Genomic DNA, 16,328 nt, shown 5'->3' on the forward strand with positions numbered 1-16,328 from the left:
TTCCGCCGCACCCGCCCGCAAGTGTCCTCAGGGTTGCCCCTTGGCGACATCCAGGATGACCAGGACCGGAGAACGGGGGTTGACGCCGGTCAGCCGGCCGCGCCGGTCGTCTCGTAGGCGGCCAACGCCTCTACCGCGTCCCGACGGACGGACTCCGCCATCTCGGCCGGTTCGACCACCCGGGCCGCTCCCCCGAGCCGGAGCGCGAGCCGGCGGAGCCACCGCGGATCGGCCACCCGCATGCGCACCCGCAGGGATCCGTCGGGCAACTCGGTGACCTGTTCGCAGGGGTAGTACTCCGCCACCCAGGCGACTGGTGGATCGAGCTCGAGGGTGACCACGGCGTGGTCGGGCGAAGGCTGGAACACGCCTTCGGTCAGGTCGCGTGGCCGCGCCTGCGGCGGAGGCGCGGAGGGCTCGTCGAGCACCCGCGCAGAGGTGACACGGTCGAGCCGGAACAGCCGGACGTCCTGGGCCCGGTGGCACCAACCCTCGAGATAGGTGAACCCGTCGGCCTGCACGAGTCGCATCGGGTCGACGTCGCGGTCGGTGGTCTCATCGCGCGAGGGCACCCAGTACCGCAGATGCAGCCGCCGGTCGTGGTCGAGGGCTTCCTTCACCGTGGCCCGAACCTCCGGGTCCTCGAAGGTGTCGACTCGGACGGCGACCTTGTCGACGCCGCTGTTGACCTGCCCGGCGGCCTCCTCCAACCGGCTGATCACCGGGTCGAGCAGGCATCGCTCCGCCTCGGCGCCGGTCTCGCGAAGGACGCGCAGCGCCACGAGCAGTCCCAGCGCCTCGTCGGCCGACAGGCGCAGGGGTCGGGCGAGGAAGTCGGCGTTGGACACGTGGATGACGCCTTCGCCCTCCACGGCGTCCATGTCGACCTCGATGTAGTCGCCCGGCATCATCCCGGGCAGACCGCAGAACCACAGCACCCCGAGGTCGGAGACGAGCTGTTTCTCGGTGATCCCGAAGACCCGCGCGACGTCGGCGACCCGGGCACCGGGATGGGCAAGGAGGTAGGGCAGCAGCGCGAGCAGGCGGCGTACCTGTTCCTTGGCACCGCCCGGGCCGGGCGTACGGGCGAACTCAGGTGCCACGTGCCACCTCCACAAGCAGGTCCTTCAGATGCCGGATGACCGCCTCACGCAGGTCGGGCGGCTCGAGAGCGACCGCGTCGGCCGCGTAACCGGCGACCTCCTCCGCGAGCGACATCGCGTCCTGGAAGGCGACGTCCACGATGTCCCAGCCCTCGCCGTCGGGTGTGACGGCGGCGGCGCGACGACGGAGTCCGTTGCCGGCGCCGGAGCGTACGCGGATGCGGGCCGTGCGTCCCGGGTCCTCCGGAGGCGACAGGCTCGCCGCCTCGGCGCGGATGTCGACCCCGTCGGGAACGGTGAACGCGCGCGGCCTGCTGACCAACTGGACCTGCCCGACGATCCGGGACAACCGGAACATTCGGGTCGCGTCCCGGTCACGGTCGTGGCCGACGACGTACCAGCGGCTGCGCCAGTTGAGGATGCCCCACGGCTCCAGCGTCCGGTGCTGGGGTCCCCCGGTGCCCGGCCGCCGGTAGTCGAAGGACACGACGCTCCGAGCCTGGACAGCACGCCACAGGGGCTCGAACGCCGGCTCGCTGGCCGGTAGCCGGGGTTCGAGGTCGGAGAGCGCACCGGGATCGGTCTCGACGCCTTCGGCTCCGAGTTTCAGAACCGCGCGGGAGGTGGCCTCGGCCAGGCCGGCGTTCTGCCAGACCCGGGCGGCGAGGCCGAGGACGGCAGTCTCCTGGGCGGTGAACGTCAGGGGCGGCAGCTCGAACTCACTGCGCCGGATGCGGTAGCCCACCTCGTCGTCGAAGCCGGTGGCAACGGCGCCGACCTCGATCGGGATGCCGAGATCGCGGAGCTCTTCCTTGTCGCGCTCGAACATCTTCTCGAAGGCGTCCGGAGTCTGCTCGCGGTAGTCCTCCACCAGCTGGCGCAGCTTGGCCTTGGGCACGAAGTGGCGGGAGACGAGCAGGCAGATCACGAGGTTCATCAGTCGCTCGGACTTGCGGGGCACCACGCGCGCTCACCCCCTTCCGCGCGGCGGGATCCACTCGAACAGAGTAGCGACCATCGGCGTGAGGCTACCGCACGCGGAGCGGCGACACGGCCGGAAAGCGCGGCCATGCCGGATATCCCAGGCAAACCAGGACCAGCCGGTAGCCTCGCGAGCTGTGATCCGATGGCGGGAAGGCGTGGCGGGCCAGATACGCCGGTCGTGGGCGGGGGCGGTCGAGCTCGACGTCCAGACCACGGAGGGCCTGGTCCCGGCCCTGGCCTACGTCGATCTCGTCGGCCGGCCCGAGCCCGGCGACCGGGTCCTGCTCAACACCACGGCCTACGCCCTCGGCCTCGGCACGGGCGGGTTCGCCCTGGTCGTGGCGCTTCCCGACCGGCTGCCGCCGGACCAGGACGGACCCGGACATCTCGTCAAGGCCCGCTACTCGCCGCTGCAGGCGACGGTGCTCGGCATCGACGAGCAGGACTCCCCCGCCCACGGGATTTTGCAGGACGCGGACGACCTGGCCGGGATGCCGGTCGTGATCGCCGACCTGCACTCGGCCCTCCCCGCCGTTCTCGCCGGCCTGTACGACGCCCGGCCCGGCACGACCGTCGCCTACGTGATGACCGACGGTGCCGCCCTCCCCCTGGCGCTGTCACGGACCGTCGCTGGGCTGGTGGACGCCGGCTGGCTGGGTGCCGGAACGGTCACGGTCGGGCAGGCCTTCGGCGGGGACCTGGAGGCCGCCACCCTGCACACGGGTCTGCTCGCGGCCCGGCTCGTGCTCGGGGCGGAGGTCGTGGTGGTGACGCAGGGGCCGGGCAACCTCGGCACCGGCACCCGGTGGGGCTTCACCGGTGTCGCGGCCGGCGAGGCGGTCAACGCGGTCGCGGTCCTGCGCGGCCGGCCCGTCGCTGCTCTGCGCGTCTCCGAGGCCGATCCGCGCACCAGGCACCAGGGCGTCTCGCACCACAGTCTGACGGCCTACGGCCGGGTCGCGCTGGCCGCCGCCGACGTGGTGGTCCCCGAACTTCCCGGAACGTTCGGCGAACGCGTACGCAAGGCGGTCGGGCCGCTGGGCGAACGCCACCGCCTCGTCGAGGTGCCGACCAGGGGCCTGGACGCGGCTCTGCGCCTGTGTCCCGTCACGCTCTCGTCCATGGGCCGAAACCTCGCGCGTGACCACGCCTACTTCGTCGGCTGTGCTGCGGCCGGACGCCACGCCGCCCGGCTCCTCGACCATCGGTGAGGGGCCGGGCGGCGTCGGTCTCGGTTCGGCGAGTCCGGGGTCGTCCCGTGTCGCTGAGCGGGCCCGCGGTGCGGCCCCGGTCAGCGACAGGTGAACTACTGCGCTCCGAGGACGTCCACCACGAAGACGACCGTGTCGGTCTTCTTCACGTCGGTGTTGGGGAGGTCCTGACCAAAGCCCTTGCTCGGCGGCACGATGAGCAGCACACGGCTACCGACGGGCTGGCCGGTGAGTCCCTCGGTCAGACCCTTCACGGTGGTCTGTCCGAGCGGGAGGTTCTCGAAGTTGCCGCGCTTCCAGGAGTTGTCGAACTCCTTGCCGGTCCGCCAGTTGACGGCGACGTAGTGGAAGTTGATGGTCTGGGTCGCCTTCACCTTGGCGCCCTCGCCCTTGATGAGCGGCTGGGTGACGAGCTCCTTGGGAGCGGCCGCGCCCTTCGGGATCGTGATGGTGGTCGGGACACCCTTCGCGTCGGTCTTGACCACCGGCAGGTTCGCGGGGGGCGTGACAGCTTCACCCTTGGCCTGGCTGAGGGGCTTGTAGGCGCTCTTCACGTCGATGACGAAGATGAGGCTGTCGGTGCCCTGGATGCCGGCCTGCGGCTGGCCGGCCGTTCCGTAGCCGTCCTTCGGCGGGATCGTGATGAGCACCCGGCTACCGACGGTCTTGCCGACCAGGCCGGTGACGAAACCGTTGATGAGCTGACCCTTGGCGAGGCCGAAGGTGGCGGGTTGGCCGCGCTGCCAGGAGGAGTCGAACTCCTTGCTGTCGCGTCCGTTGATGCCGACGTAGTCGACGACGACCTGCTGGCCCTCGGTGATCTTCTCCCCAGTGCCTGCCTTCAGCACCTTCGACTGGGTGTTGGTCGCCTTGAAGGGCTTCGGGAACGACACCGCGGGCTTCTTGCCCTGATCGCCGGTGACCTTGACCGCCTCGATGGAGCTGCTGGTCTTGGCCGTCGCGCTCGGTGAGGCGTTGGACGTCTTACTGCCGCTATCGGCGGACGACCCGCAGGCTGCCGCCACCAGGAGCAAGGACGTCAGGAGTACGGCTAGGAGTCCACGACGCACAAGAACACACCTCAAGAAGACGGCCGACAGGGAACAGTGGCTCACCCTAGACCTCGAACCTTAGACGTCCCTGAGCGACCCATCGATGCACAGAACGTAACCGTTTTCGAGGGAGCGCGCGGATTTACATGCTTTGAATGAGTTTTTCCACACGCTCGTCGACGCTGCGGAACGGGTCCTTGCACAGGACCGTGCGCTGGGCCTGGTCGTTGAGCTTCAGGTGCACCCAGTCGACGGTGAAGTCACGTCGACGCTCCTGCGCCCGCTTGATGAACTCTCCGCGCAGCCGGGCCCGGGTCGTCTGCGGAGGCACCGACTTCGCCTCGAAGACCTGCAGGTCGTTGGTCAGTCTGGTGACCGAGCCGCGGCGCTCGAGAAGGTAGTAGAGGCCACGATCGCGGTGGATGTCGTGGTAGGCGAGGTCGAGCTGGGCCACCCGCGGGCTGTTCAGCGACAGCCCGTGCTTGGTGCGGTAGCGGTTGATGAGGCGGTACTTCGCCACCCAGTCGATCTCGCGTTCGACCAGCGAGAGGTCGCCGGAGTCGACGGCCTTCAGGGTCCGCTCCCACAGATCGAGCACCTTGGTCACGATGGGCGTGGCGAGTTCGCGGCGTTCGACGAAGTCGCGTGCCTTCGTGAAGTACTCCTCCTGGATCTCCAGGGCGCTCGCCTCCCGGCCGTTGGCGAGGCGAACCTTGCGGCGACCGGTGATGTCGTGCGAGATCTCCCGGATGGCCCGGATCGGGTTCTCCAGCGTGAGGTCGCGCAGGACCAGGCCGGACTCGATCATCCGCAGCACCAGGTCGGTCGCGCCGACCTTGAGCAGCGTCGTCGCCTCGGACATGTTCGAGTCGCCGACGATCACGTGGAGGCGGCGGTAACGCTCGGCGTCGGCGTGTGGCTCGTCCCGCGTGTTGATGATGGGCCGGGAGCGGGTCGTCGCCGAGGAGACGCCCTCCCAGATGTGCTCGGCCCGCTGGCTCACGGCGTAGACGGCGCCCCGCGGTGTCTGCAGGACCTTGCCGGCACCGCAGATGATCTGCCGGGAGACCAGGAACGGGATGAGCACGTCAGCCAGCCGAGAGAACTCCCCATGCCGGCTGACGAGGTAGTTTTCGTGGCAGCCGTAGGAGTTTCCGGCCGAGTCCGTATTGTTCTTGAAGAGGTAGACATCGCCAGCGATGCCCTCCTCGCGCAGCCTCCGCTCGGCGTCGACGAGGAGCCCCTCGAGGATGCGTTCGCCCGCCTTGTCGTGCGTCACCAGGTCGGTGATCGAGTCGCACTCGGGCGTGGCGTATTCGGGGTGACTGCCCACGTCGAGGTAGAGCCGGGCGCCGTTGCGTAGAAAGACGTTGCTGCTCCGCCCCCAGGACACCACCCGCCGGAAGAGGTAGCGCGCCACCTCGTCCGGCGACAACCGCCGCTGACCGCGGAAGGTACAGGTGACGCCGTACTCGTTCTCGAGGCCAAAGATGCGGCGGTCCATGGTCACCACACTATGTCGTCGGAAGTGCCTGGGGGTGAAGCAAGCGAAGTCGATCTGGTCACGATGCGGCTACGCGGGGTCCGGGGGTGGGTTCGCGGTGCCGCCCTCGGGCGCGCCACCCGGCTCCGCGCTCGTAGCGATCGTCGACTCCCCTGACGCGAGGAGCCGCTCCAGCGCGGGGCCGACGAGACGACGGAACTTTCGCTTCTGCGTCCGAGTCCGGTCGAGGACGGCGACCTCGAGTTGGGTGGCCCCGAGCTGACGTGTCGCGTCGCCGTCCTGGCCGAGCGCCTCGACCGCGAGCGCCAGGGCGGCCGAGAGGGGCTGGCCGGGCTGGTAGCGCTGCTCGAGGTAGGCGTTGATCTGCTCGGTCGAACCACCCATCACGGCGAATCCGCGCTCGTCGGCGACGGAACCGTCGTAGGTGAGGCGGTAGATCTGGTCCTGGTCGGCGGTTGCGCCGACCTCGGCCACGAACAGCTCCACCTCGTAGGGCTTCTCGGTCACGCTGGAGAAGATCGTGCCGAGCACCTGGGCGTAGAAGTTGGCGAGCCCACGAGCGGTGACGTCGCGTCGGTCGTAGGAGTATCCCCGCATGTCGGCGCTGCGCACGCCGGCCACCCGGAGGTTCTCGAACTCGTTGTAGCGGCCGACCGCCGCGAACACGATCCGGTCGTAGACCTCGCTGATCTTGTGCAGGGCCGGGGAACGGTTTTCGGCAACCAGAACGATGCCGTTGTCGTACTGCAGCACGGCCACTCCGCGGCCGCGGGAGATGTTCTTCCGGGCGAAGTCGGCCCGGTCCTTCATCTGCTGCTCGGGTGAGACGTAGAACGGCATCGTCATGAGGCGGCACCGCTCTCAGGCTCGGGAAGGACGGGGGCGGTGGGTCCGTCGGGGCTATGCATCCGGCCCGTGAGAAGTCGCTCGACGAGCGCCGCGACCTCGCTCTCGGGCAGCCGGTGGAAGCCGGCCTCGCTCACCGTGGCGACCAGGGGGTAGATGCGACGGGTGACGTCGGGTCCGCCGGTGGCGGAGTCGTCGTCAGCCGCGTCGTACAGCGCCTGCAGGCAGGCGGCCACGGCGTCCTCCTGTGGAGCGCCGACGCGGAAGAGCTTCTTCAGCGCGCCCCGGGCGAACGGCGAGCCCGAGCCGATCGAGTGGAAGTCGCGCTCTTCGTAGCGCCCGCCGGTGACGTCGTAGGAATAGATGCGGCCGTGGTTGGTCTCGAGGTCGTAGCCGGCGAAGAGGGGTACGACGGCGAGCCCCTGCATCGCGAGCCCGAGGTTGGATCGCAGCAGCATTCCGAGCCGGTTGGCCTTGCCCTCGATCGAGAGCACGGTGCCCTCGAGCTTCTCGTAGTGCTCCAGCTCCACCTGGAACAACTTGATCAGCTCCGCGCCCATCCCCGCGCTGCCGGCGAAGCCGACGACGGAGTGCTCGTCGGCCTGGAAGACCTTCTCCACGTCGCGGACGGCGATGAGGTGGCCAGCGGTGGCCCGCCGGTCGCCCGCCATCACCACACCGTCGGCATAGGTGGTGGCGACGATGGTCGTTCCGTGCGGGGCCTCGTCGGTCACCGGGGTTCCAGGTGGCGTGAGGTTGCCGGGCAACAGCTGCGGGGCGTGTGCGCCCAGGAAGTCGGTGAACGACGAATTGCCCGGGACGAAGAGAGCATGAGGAAGACGTTCGGCTCCTGCTTGTTCGGTGCCCACGCATCTCCTTCCAGATCGTGCGCAGCCCAGCGGACTGTCAACGGATTCATCGTGAACTTACCGGGGCGCCGCCGAACGTGGAACGCAGGACGCCGGACATCGCCGACCTGTTGTCGTCGCGCGAACGAAGACCGCCTGGTCGGCGGCCTTCGTCCGGCGCGGCTTCCGCAGGTTCGCTCGCGCGTCCACACGGCGGATTCGGGGCACGGGGCCCCTACTCGCCGCCCTTCTGCACGAAGCTCCGCACGAAGTCCTCGGCGTTCTCCTCGAGCACCTCGTCGATTTCGTCGAGGATCGAGTCGACGTCCTCGTCCATCTGGTCCTTGCGTTCCTTCGTGGCCTCGTCAGCCTGGACGTCGGTCAGCTCCTCCTCTTCGGAGTCCTTGCGCGTCGTCCGGTGCTGCTGGCCGCCTCCGCTACCGTCTCGTGTCGCCATCTCCGCCCTCCCCGACTGCTCTCGCAGGGGTTGCCTTGGTAACGCCTACTTGGACCCTACAAGCGCATACCGACGTGGGGCAGGTACCCAGGGCACTCGACTCGACACACAACCGGGTTTGTCGGACACAAACCGCCGCTCAGATGGCGAAAACGGGAAGCTACCCTCCGGTAATGGTGCGAACCAGCTCCTCCGCCGTACGACACCGGTCGAGGAGGTCGCCGACGTGCTTCTTGGTTCCCCGGAGCGGCTCCAGCGTGGGGACCCGCTGCAGCGACTCGTTGCCGGGCAGGTCGAAGATCACGGAGTCCCAGGACGCCGCCGCGACGTGCTCGGCGTACTGCGCGAGGCACCGGCCACGGAAGTACGCCCGGGTGTCCTCGGGAGGCTGCTGGACGGCCCGGGCGATCTCCTCCTCGGTGAGGAGGCGTTCCATCCGGCCGCGCTCGGCGAAACGGGGGTAGAGGCCGCGCTCGGGACGCAGGTCGGCGTACTGCAGGTCGACCAGCTGCAGCTTCGGGTGGCTCCAGTCGAGGTTGTCGCGCTCGCGGTACTGGTTGAGGACCGACAGCTTCGCCACCCAGTCGAGCTCGCGGGACAGTGACATCGGGTTGGACTCGAGTCGGGTCAGGACCGACTCCCACTTGTCCAGGACGTCACGCGTCTGTGGGTCGGTGTCGGCTCCCGTGCGGTCCTCGACGTACTTCCGGGCGTTCTCGAGGTACTCCATCTGCAGCTGCACCGCCGTGAGCTTGCGCCCGCTCTTGAGGGTCAGCAGGTGCTTGAGGCCCGGGTCGTGGGAGACCTCGTGCAGGGAGGTGACGGGGTGCTCGACGCTGAGGTCGACGGTGAGGAAGTCGTCCTCGATCATCGCGAGCACCAGCGCCGTGGTGCCGGCCTTGAGGTAGGTCGCCATCTCCGAGAGGTTCGCGTCACCGATGATGACGTGCAGCCGCCGGTACTTGTCGGCGTCGGCGTGCGGCTCGTCGCGGGTGTTGATGATCGGGCGCTTGAGCGTCGTCTCCAGCCCGACCTCGACCTCGAAGAAGTCGGCGCGCTGGCTGATCTGGAAGCCGTGCCGGCTGCCGTCCTGGCCGAGCCCGACCCGACCGGCTCCGCACACGACCTGCCTGCTCACGAAGAAGGGCGTGAGGTTGCGCACGATGTCGGCGAACGGCGTCGAGCGCGCCATCAGGTAGTTTTCGTGGCAGCCGTAGGAGGCGCCCTTGTTGTCGGTGTTGTTCTTGTAGAGCAGGATCGACGTCGACAGCGGCGGTTCGCCGGCCCGACGCGAGGCCTCCAACATGACCCGCTCGCCCGCCTTGTCCCAGAGGACCAGATCGCGCGGGTTCGTCACCTCCGGGGAGGAGTACTCCGGGTGGGCGTGGTCGACGTAGAGGCGGGCACCGTTGGTGAGGATGGCGTTGGCGAGGCCGACCTCCTCGTCGGTGAGTTGGCTGTCATCGGCGACGTCCCGTGCCAGGTCGAACCCTCGGGCGTCGCGAAGCGGGTTCTCTTCCTCGAAGTCCCAGCGGGCCCGGCGGGCCCGAATCACTTTGCCCGCGTACGCGTTGACCACCTGGGATGACGAAAGCATCGGGTTGACGGTTGGTTGTCCGGCGACGGAGATGCCGTATTCGGTCTCCACGCCCATAACCCGGTGCACGCTCATGAGACTCCTCGTCGGCAGTGCTGGCCGTCGCCAGGGAGGTCCACCCGCGTCGGCGAGCCGATCGACTCAGGTGCCGTCCGACTCACTATCGAGCGTACGCGGACAGACCACCTGAGTAGCGCTGGGTTAGTCGATTATCGGGGAAGAGAGCAGGGTCGCGAGGCGGCCTCAGGACATCGGTCACCACCGCTTCCACCTCGCCGAGACCGGCCGGGTGTGGGCCCACCTGCGGTGAATGCCGGAAGCTCATGCTCTGACCCGAGCCTGACCTGGTTCGTGGCCGTCAGCGGCCATCGGCACGCTCGGGCGTGTTTCGTCGCCCCGCACCCGAACGGCACGGGCCGACGCACGCGGGTCGCACCGTGGGCCGGTCCCCTCGCAGATGTCGAAGGGGCCTCGACCCGCAGTGGAGTCGAGGCCCCTTCGAAGGGGGTGATGGGAGCGGCTCAGAGGTACTGACCGGTGTTGGCGACCGTGTCGATCGAACGTCCGGCCTCCGAACCCTCCTTGCCCTGGATGAGCGTGCGGATGAAGACGATCCGCTCGCCCTTCTTGCCCGAGATCCGCGCCCAGTCGTCCGGGTTGGTCGTGTTGGGCAGGTCCTCGTTCTCCTTGAACTCGTCGACGCAGGCCTGCAGCAGGTGCTGGATCCGGATGCCCTTCTGCTGCTGCTCGAGGAAGTCCTTGATCGCCATCTTCTTGGCCCGGTTGACGATGTTCTCGATCATCGCGCCGGAGTTGAAGTCCTTGAAGTAGAGGACTTCCTTGTCACCGTTGGCGTAGGTGACCTCCAGGAAGCGGTTTTCCTCCAGCTCGGCGTACATCCGCTCGACCGTGCGCTGGATCATTCCGCTGACGCAGGCGCTGGCGCTGCCGGCGAACTCGGTGAGGTCGTCGCCGTGCAGAGGCAGGCCGGCGGTGAGGTACTTCGCGAAGATGTCGCGAGCGGCCTCGGCGTCGGGACGCTCGATCTTGATCTTCACGTCGAGTCGGCCCGGACGCAGGATCGCCGGGTCGATCATGTCCTCGCGGTTGGAGGCGCCGATGACGATGACGTTCTCGAGGCCTTCCACGCCGTCGATCTCCGACAGCAACTGCGGGACGATGGTGTTCTCGACGTCGGAGGAGACACCGGAACCGCGGGTGCGGAACAGCGAGTCCATCTCGTCGAAGAACACGATGACGGGCGTGCCCTCGCTGGCCTTCTCCCGCGCACGCTGGAAGACCAGGCGGATGTGCCGCTCGGTCTCACCGACGTATTTGTTCAGCAGCTCGGGGCCCTTGATGTTGAGGAAGTAGCTCTTGCCCTCGGTCTTGGCGTCGCGCACCGCCACCTGCTTGGCGAGGGAGTTGGCGACGGCCTTGGCGATGAGGGTCTTTCCACAGCCGGGGGGACCGTAGAGCAGTACGCCCTTCGGAGCCTTCAGCTCGTGCTCACGGAACAGGTCGGCGTGCAGGTAGGGCAGCTCCACCGCGTCGCGGATCTGCTCGATCTGCCCGCGGAGCCCGCCGATGTCCTCGTAGCGGATGTCCGGGACCTCTTCGAGGATCAGCTCCTCGACCTCGGTCTTGGGGATGCGCTCGTAGACGTAACCGGAGCGGGGCTCGAACAGCAGCGAGTCACCGGCCCGGATGGGCGTGTCACGCAGGGGTTCGGCGAGCCGGGCGATGCGTTCGTCATCGGTGTGGCCGATCACCAACGCGCGATCGCCGTCCTCGAGGAGCTCCTTGAGCATGACGACTTCGCCGACCGTCTCGTAGGAGAGAGCGCGGACGACGTTGAACGACTCGTTGAGCATGACCTCCTGGCCAGGCCGCAACGTCTCGAGGTCGATGCTCGGACTCACCGTGACGCGAAGCTTGCGGCCGCCGGTGTAGACGTCCGCGCTGTCGTCGTCGTTACGGCTGATGAAGATCCCGAAGCTCGCCGGTGGCTGGGCCAGCCGGTCCACCTCTTCCTTCAAGGTGACGATCTGCTCCCGGGCCTCGCGCAGAGTCGCGGCCAGACGTTCGTTCTGGGCCGTGACATTGGCCAGCATCGCTTGCGCCTCGGCGAGTCGCTGCTCGAGTTGGCGGCTGTCTCTTGGCTGTTCCGCGAGGCGTCGCCTGAGCGCTGCGACCTCTTCCTCGAGGTAGGTGATCTGGCTGGCGAGCTCGTCCGGCGAGCGCGCCGCACGTCGGTCATCCTGTGCGGGCACGTCCCTCACCTCCCCAGTCCCTTCCATGGACTTCCATGGTTGAGTCCCGCTGGTGTCTCAACGCCGAGCCACTGCGCCGACGCCTCTGACCTTATATCTCCCCACCGCCGACAGGTCACGCCCACAAGTCAGAACGTCACATTGTGATGGCGAATTGTGGCCCTTTCTTACATGGCAGGGGCCTACGGCCTTCAACACTACGGTCCTTGGCCGCATGCGCCACCCTTCCAGCACGGGTCGTCCCGCCGGCTTGCGCGCTCCGACCTGGTCGGATCCGAACTTCGCGAATGCTCCGTATACGTGGCCGAGGAGAATTCGGGGGTCTGGGGTTGCCCCACGGTCGCCCGAACGAGGCACTTCCCCGCGTAGGCGTCGTCACTCTCGCGAAGAACGGTTTCGACGACAAACGCCGATCCGCGCCAGAAGGTTCCCGGCGTCCCGTTCCGGCGGACCACCCACCCGCGAACGGCACCCGGCCAACCCACCCGCGCAGGGTGGAGTGGCCGGGTGGAGTGGCCCGGGCGACTTCGGCGGAGGCGGTCCGGGGACGTGGACCTCGGCTTCGGGGTGGCGTGGGTTCGACTCGGTGGATCAGAAGATCTCGCCGGCGGGCCGCGGGCCGTCGTAGTTCTCGCCGTAGGCCCCCGGCGCCGGGCGGCGTTGCCGCCGAGGCGCGCTGACGCCCGGGGCCAGTCGACGGGTGGTCATCAGGAAGCCGGTGTGGCCGATCATCCGGTGGTCGGGCCGGATCGCGAGTCCCTCGACGTGCCAGGTGCGCAGCAGGGTCTCGGTCGCGATCGGCTCGGTGAAGCCACCGAAGGCGCGGGCGGTCTCCACGACCCGGCCGAGTTGGGTGGTGGTGGCGACGTAGCAACACAGGACGCCGCCGGGCACCAACGCCTCCGCCGCCCAGGTCACGCAGTCCCAGGGGGCGAGCATGTCGAGGACGACACGGTCGACCCGCGGGCGGGTCGGCGCGGTGACGACATCACCGACCGTGAGCTCCCAGTCGTCCCGCGGGCCGCCGAAGAACCGTTCGACGTTGCGGCGGGCGATCGCGGCGAAGTCCTCCCGGCGCTCGTAGGAGGAGACTCGTCCGTCCGGCCCGACCGCCCGCAGCAGGGCACAGGTCAGCGAGCCCGAGCCGGCGCCGGCCTCGATCACGTGGGCGCCCGGGAAGATGTCGGCGGCCACCAGGATCTGGGCGGCGTCCTTGGGGTAGACGACCGCCGCACCACGCGGCATGGACAGCACGTAGTCGGACAGGAGGGGACGAAGGGCGAGATAGGGTACGCCGCCGCTCGTCTTCACCACGATGCCCTCGGGCCGGCCGATCAGTTCGTCCAGCAGCAGGCCGCCGCGGTGCGTGTGGAAGGTCTTGCCCGGCTCGAGGGTGACCATGTGGCGGCGGCCCTTCGGGTCCTCCAGGCGTACCTGCTCACCGGCCCGCAGCGGACGGGCGTCCTCCTCGGCCAGCTCGCCGACCAGGTCGTCGGCCCGGTCCTCGGCCCGGTCCTCAGCTGGGCCATCGCCCGCCTCGGCCTCGGCCGAGGGGTCCCGTGCGGTGTCGGCGGGCGGCACGACCGGGCGTTCCCCGGCCGCGTCGTCGCGTTCCCCGGCGTCGTCGGCGGGCGGCGGGACAGGCGGCTGCTCCCCCTCGTAGGGGTCTGTCGGCGGCATGACCGGAAGCGTAACGAGAGGTGGTCCGGCGGGCTCAGGTGCGGTTCCGGGAACGCGCGCGGCGGGTCGCGGCGGCGGGCTCAGGAGCGGGCCAGCGCGCCGTCGACGTCGGCCGTGGCCAGCACGCCGAAGACCTGGCCGTTGGGCTCGACCAGGAGGTACTCGGTCGCCGGGGTCCCGCCCATCGCCCGCACCAGAGCTTCGCCGGTCAGATCGACGTTGAGGACCAGGCCGGGCTCGATCCGGCGGGCAACGTCGCCGACGGCGATCCAGGGCCGCCGGTGCTCCGGTGTCGCGAGCACCGCCGCCTCGCTGACCAGCCCGGTCGGCCGGCCGTCGGTGTCGACCACGACCAGCGAACCAGCATGGGTCTGCTGGGCCCGCCGGATGGCCTCCGACAGCGGAAGCTCCGACGGGACGGGCACGCCGCGCCGGGCGAGGGTGCGGGCCTGGACGGCGGGAAGCTTGCGGCGGATCCGCGCGGACATGAGCGCCTGGCTCGACCCTGCCCAGAGGAAGACCGCGAGGAAGACGCTCCAGACGACGTAGAGAAGGTTCGGCGAACCCACGCTGGTGGTGAGCAGCGTCCAGGGCAGGAGCACCACGAGGACGGCGACCCCACGGCCGGCCCAGCCCGCGACGGTCGTGCCGAGGTGCGGGCGCTTGCTGACCGCCCAGACGCCGGCGCGCAGGATCCGACCCCCGTCCAGGGGCAGTCCGGGCAGCAGGTTGAACGCGCCGACCAGCACGTTTGCGACGGCGAGCTGGTAGAGAAGAACCTCGAGCAGCGGTGGACCGGACACGGCGGTGTAGCCGACCCAGCCGATGGCGCCGAGCGCGATCGAGGTCAACGGGCCGACGACCGCGACGGCGAACTCCCGCCACGGCGTCTGGGGCTCCTCCTCGATCTCGGACAACCCGCCCAGGAACTGCAGCGTGATCGCGCGCACCGGCAGGCCGAACTTGCGGGCCACCACGACGTGCGCGATCTCGTGTACGAGGACCGAGGCGTAGAGCAGCACGGCGAAGACGAAGGCCACCACGAACGACCAGCCGCCGAGGCCGGGCACCTGGTTCTCGAACGTCCCCCGCAGATAGAAGGCGATCAGGAACGCGACGAGGATCCAGGACAGGTTGACGTAGACGGGAACCCCGGCAATACGGGCGATCTGGATCGAACCGGGTCGCCGCTGGGAAACCTGGCGTGGCCGGTTGTCGGAGGAAGGCTCGCTCACCGTGTGGCCCCGTTCGCTGTGCGGTCCGGTCTGGGCGCGGCACGGCGCCCGCGGGCGGGATGCCGTACGGCGGTGTGCTCCACGTCGTGCACCATCGCGTGCCTCATGCCTGCTTCCATCGCGGTTCGATCGCGGTTCCATCGCATACGTGGACTCGACGTTCGGCGAACGACCAGGTCACGCTTGGTGTTCCCGACCCCGGTCGCGCGTCCCGCCGAGGGCGTGCGGACGTATGGCCGAGAGCCCATGAGAAAGGGCACACGCTACCGCCCGAAGCGCCCGTGGCAGTCCGGGCATGCCCGGCAAGCCGGGCATCCCAGGCGGTGTCGGTGGCCAGGCCTAGGCTTGCACGTCATGGCGGCAATGAGGTTCGACGCGACGACGTTCGAGTCCGACTCCACCACCGACGGCGGCCGGACCGCTGACCGGGGAGCCACGGAGCCGGACGCGCGGTCTGACGCGGAGACCGACGTGCGCGGTGCGGAGACCGACGTGCGCCCCGGCGCGGAGACGGACCGCAAGACCGGCCCGGGACGACACCACCAGCGCGACGCCAGCGACACCGGCGGGCGGCCCACCATCCCCCTCCGAGTCCTGTCGCCCTCCCGGGCGAGCGACTTCCTCACCTGTCCGCTGCGTTACCGCTTCCGGGTCATCGACCGGATCCCCGAGCAGCCGAGCCGGGAGGCGGTGCGCGGCACGGTGGTGCACGCCGTTCTCGAGCGTCTCTACGACCTTCCCTCCGACGGCCGGACGATCGAGCAGGCGGTCACTCTGCTCGAGCCACGGTGGCAGGCACTCGTCGAGGCCGAGCCCGACCTGGCCACGTTGTTCGGTGCCGAGGACGGCACGTTCCAACCGGAGCGCCTCGAGGAGTTCCTCGCGGGTGCGCGGCTGCTGCTCGACCGCTACTTCACGCTGGAGGACCCGACCCGTCTGGAGCCGGCCGAGCGCGAGATGTACGTCGAGTGCGAGCTCGAGTCCGGACTCCGGCTGCGCGGCTACATCGACCGGCTCGACGTGGCACCCGACGGGGCCCTGCGGGTGGTCGACTACAAGACCGGCCGGGCCCCGGGGGCGGGATACGAACAGCGGGCGATGTTCCAGATGCGCTTCTACGCGCTGATGCTGTGGCGGCTGCGCGGCGTCGTCCCCCGGCTTCTCCAACTCGTCTATCTCGGCAGCGGCGACCTGCTGCGCTACGCGCCCGACGAGGCCGACCTACGGGCGACCGAACGCAAGCTCCAGGCCCTGTGGGCCGCGATCGAGCGCGCGTACGAGACCGGTGAGTGGCGGGCGAGCCCTGGCCCGCTCTGCGACTGGTGCGACCACAAGGTCCGGTGTCCCGCCTGGGGCGGCACCCCTCCCCCGCTGCCCACGACGACGAGCGACCCCGATCCGAGCGCTGCGGAGGCGGCGACCTCCGAGGCACCGTCGCCGCACAGCTCAGCCATCGACCTGTGAGCGGCGCCGGGCGAGAGTTGGGCCCGGTGCTCACAAGATCGGTAGGCGCCGAGGACGTGCTGGGCGGTGGCCAG

At 69.3% G+C, this 16,328-nt stretch carries 13 protein-coding genes; 2 read left to right on the top strand and 11 right to left on the bottom strand.

Annotated elements, in window-relative coordinates:
* Positions 1–89 precede the first annotated feature (89 nt).
* Together HEB94_RS35810 and HEB94_RS35815 are read right to left on the bottom strand one after the other, a co-directional pair.
* Positions 90–1,103, bottom strand: coding sequence for a WYL domain-containing protein (locus HEB94_RS35810; RefSeq protein WP_192753946.1), 1,014 nt, complete (start codon positions 1,101–1,103; stop codon positions 90–92).
* Positions 1,093–2,067, bottom strand: coding sequence for a WYL domain-containing protein (locus HEB94_RS35815; protein ID WP_192753947.1), 975 nt, complete (start codon positions 2,065–2,067; stop codon positions 1,093–1,095). Before HEB94_RS35815 ends, HEB94_RS35810 begins: the two co-directional genes overlap by 11 nt.
* A 154-nt stretch (positions 2,068–2,221) precedes the next feature.
* Here HEB94_RS35815 and HEB94_RS35820 point away from each other — a divergent pair, with 154 nt between their 5' ends.
* Positions 2,222–3,298, top strand: a complete 1,077-nt coding sequence (locus HEB94_RS35820; RefSeq protein ID WP_192753948.1) for a DUF3866 family protein — start codon at positions 2,222–2,224, stop codon at positions 3,296–3,298.
* A 95-nt stretch (positions 3,299–3,393) separates the two neighbouring features.
* Here the strand turns inward: HEB94_RS35820 and HEB94_RS35825 are convergent, their stop codons facing one another.
* The 9 genes from HEB94_RS35825 to HEB94_RS35865 form a co-directional block, all read right to left on the bottom strand.
* A complete protein-coding gene (locus HEB94_RS35825) occupies positions 3,394–4,368 on the bottom strand; it encodes an FKBP-type peptidyl-prolyl cis-trans isomerase (RefSeq protein WP_192753949.1) in 975 nt (324 codons plus the stop codon).
* Between the two features lie 124 nt (positions 4,369–4,492).
* Positions 4,493–5,854: a Pup--protein ligase gene (gene pafA, locus HEB94_RS35830; RefSeq protein ID WP_192753950.1), complete on the bottom strand. Its 1,362-nt coding sequence runs from the start codon at positions 5,852–5,854 to the stop codon at positions 4,493–4,495.
* Between the two features lie 69 nt (positions 5,855–5,923).
* Positions 5,924–6,700 (bottom strand): proteasome subunit alpha, encoded by a 777-nt coding sequence (gene prcA / locus HEB94_RS35835; RefSeq protein WP_192753951.1) that lies wholly within the window; start codon positions 6,698–6,700, stop codon positions 5,924–5,926.
* Complete coding sequence (gene prcB, locus HEB94_RS35840; protein WP_192753952.1) at positions 6,697–7,569, bottom strand: proteasome subunit beta; 873 nt, start codon at positions 7,567–7,569, stop codon at positions 6,697–6,699. The genes prcA and prcB overlap by 4 nt, the downstream gene beginning before the upstream one ends.
* A 214-nt stretch (positions 7,570–7,783) precedes the next feature.
* Positions 7,784–8,005 carry a ubiquitin-like protein Pup gene (locus HEB94_RS35845; RefSeq protein WP_192753953.1) on the bottom strand — a complete coding sequence of 74 codons (222 nt, stop codon included), beginning with the start codon at positions 8,003–8,005 and terminating at the stop codon, positions 7,784–7,786.
* 160 nt (positions 8,006–8,165) lie between these two features.
* The gene (gene dop, locus HEB94_RS35850) at positions 8,166–9,677 is read right to left on the bottom strand and encodes a depupylase/deamidase Dop (protein WP_202896744.1); all 1,512 of its coding nucleotides are present in this window, start codon (positions 9,675–9,677) and stop codon (positions 8,166–8,168) included.
* A 446-nt stretch (positions 9,678–10,123) separates the two neighbouring features.
* Positions 10,124–11,875 (bottom strand): proteasome ATPase, encoded by a 1,752-nt coding sequence (gene arc, locus HEB94_RS35855; protein ID WP_337918141.1) that lies wholly within the window; start codon positions 11,873–11,875, stop codon positions 10,124–10,126.
* Between the two features lie 591 nt (positions 11,876–12,466).
* Complete coding sequence (locus HEB94_RS35860; RefSeq protein ID WP_238361721.1) at positions 12,467–13,555, bottom strand: tRNA (adenine-N1)-methyltransferase; 1,089 nt, start codon at positions 13,553–13,555, stop codon at positions 12,467–12,469.
* An 80-nt stretch (positions 13,556–13,635) separates the two neighbouring features.
* Entirely contained in the window at positions 13,636–14,790 is a 1,155-nt protein-coding gene (locus tag HEB94_RS35865; protein ID WP_337918142.1) for a site-2 protease family protein, read from the bottom strand.
* 354 nt (positions 14,791–15,144) lie between these two features.
* Between HEB94_RS35865 and HEB94_RS35870 the strand changes: the two genes are divergently transcribed.
* Positions 15,145–16,254, top strand: coding sequence for a RecB family exonuclease (locus HEB94_RS35870; RefSeq protein ID WP_238361722.1), 1,110 nt, complete (start codon positions 15,145–15,147; stop codon positions 16,252–16,254).
* The last annotated feature ends 74 nt before the right edge of the window (positions 16,255–16,328 follow it).

It is taken from the genome of Actinopolymorpha pittospori (assembly GCF_014873875.1).
Classification (GTDB): domain Bacteria; phylum Actinomycetota; class Actinomycetes; order Propionibacteriales; family Actinopolymorphaceae; genus Actinopolymorpha; species Actinopolymorpha pittospori.

Bases quoted from the DNA above. Each gene is read 5' to 3' on its own strand.
- dop (WP_202896744.1), bottom strand. From the start codon at position 9,677: ATGAGCGTGCACCGGGTTATGGGCGTGGAGACCGAATACGGCATCTCC.
- prcA (WP_192753951.1), bottom strand. From the start codon at position 6,700: ATGACGATGCCGTTCTACGTCTCACCCGAGCAGCAGATGAAGGACCGG.
- HEB94_RS35845 (WP_192753953.1), bottom strand. From the start codon at position 8,005: ATGGCGACACGAGACGGTAGCGGAGGCGGCCAGCAGCACCGGACGACG.
- pafA (WP_192753950.1), bottom strand. From the start codon at position 5,854: ATGGACCGCCGCATCTTTGGCCTCGAGAACGAGTACGGCGTCACCTGT.
- HEB94_RS35860 (WP_238361721.1), bottom strand. From the start codon at position 13,555: ATGCCGCCGACAGACCCCTACGAGGGGGAGCAGCCGCCTGTCCCGCCG.
- HEB94_RS35870 (WP_238361722.1), top strand. From the start codon at position 15,145: ATGGCGGCAATGAGGTTCGACGCGACGACGTTCGAGTCCGACTCCACC.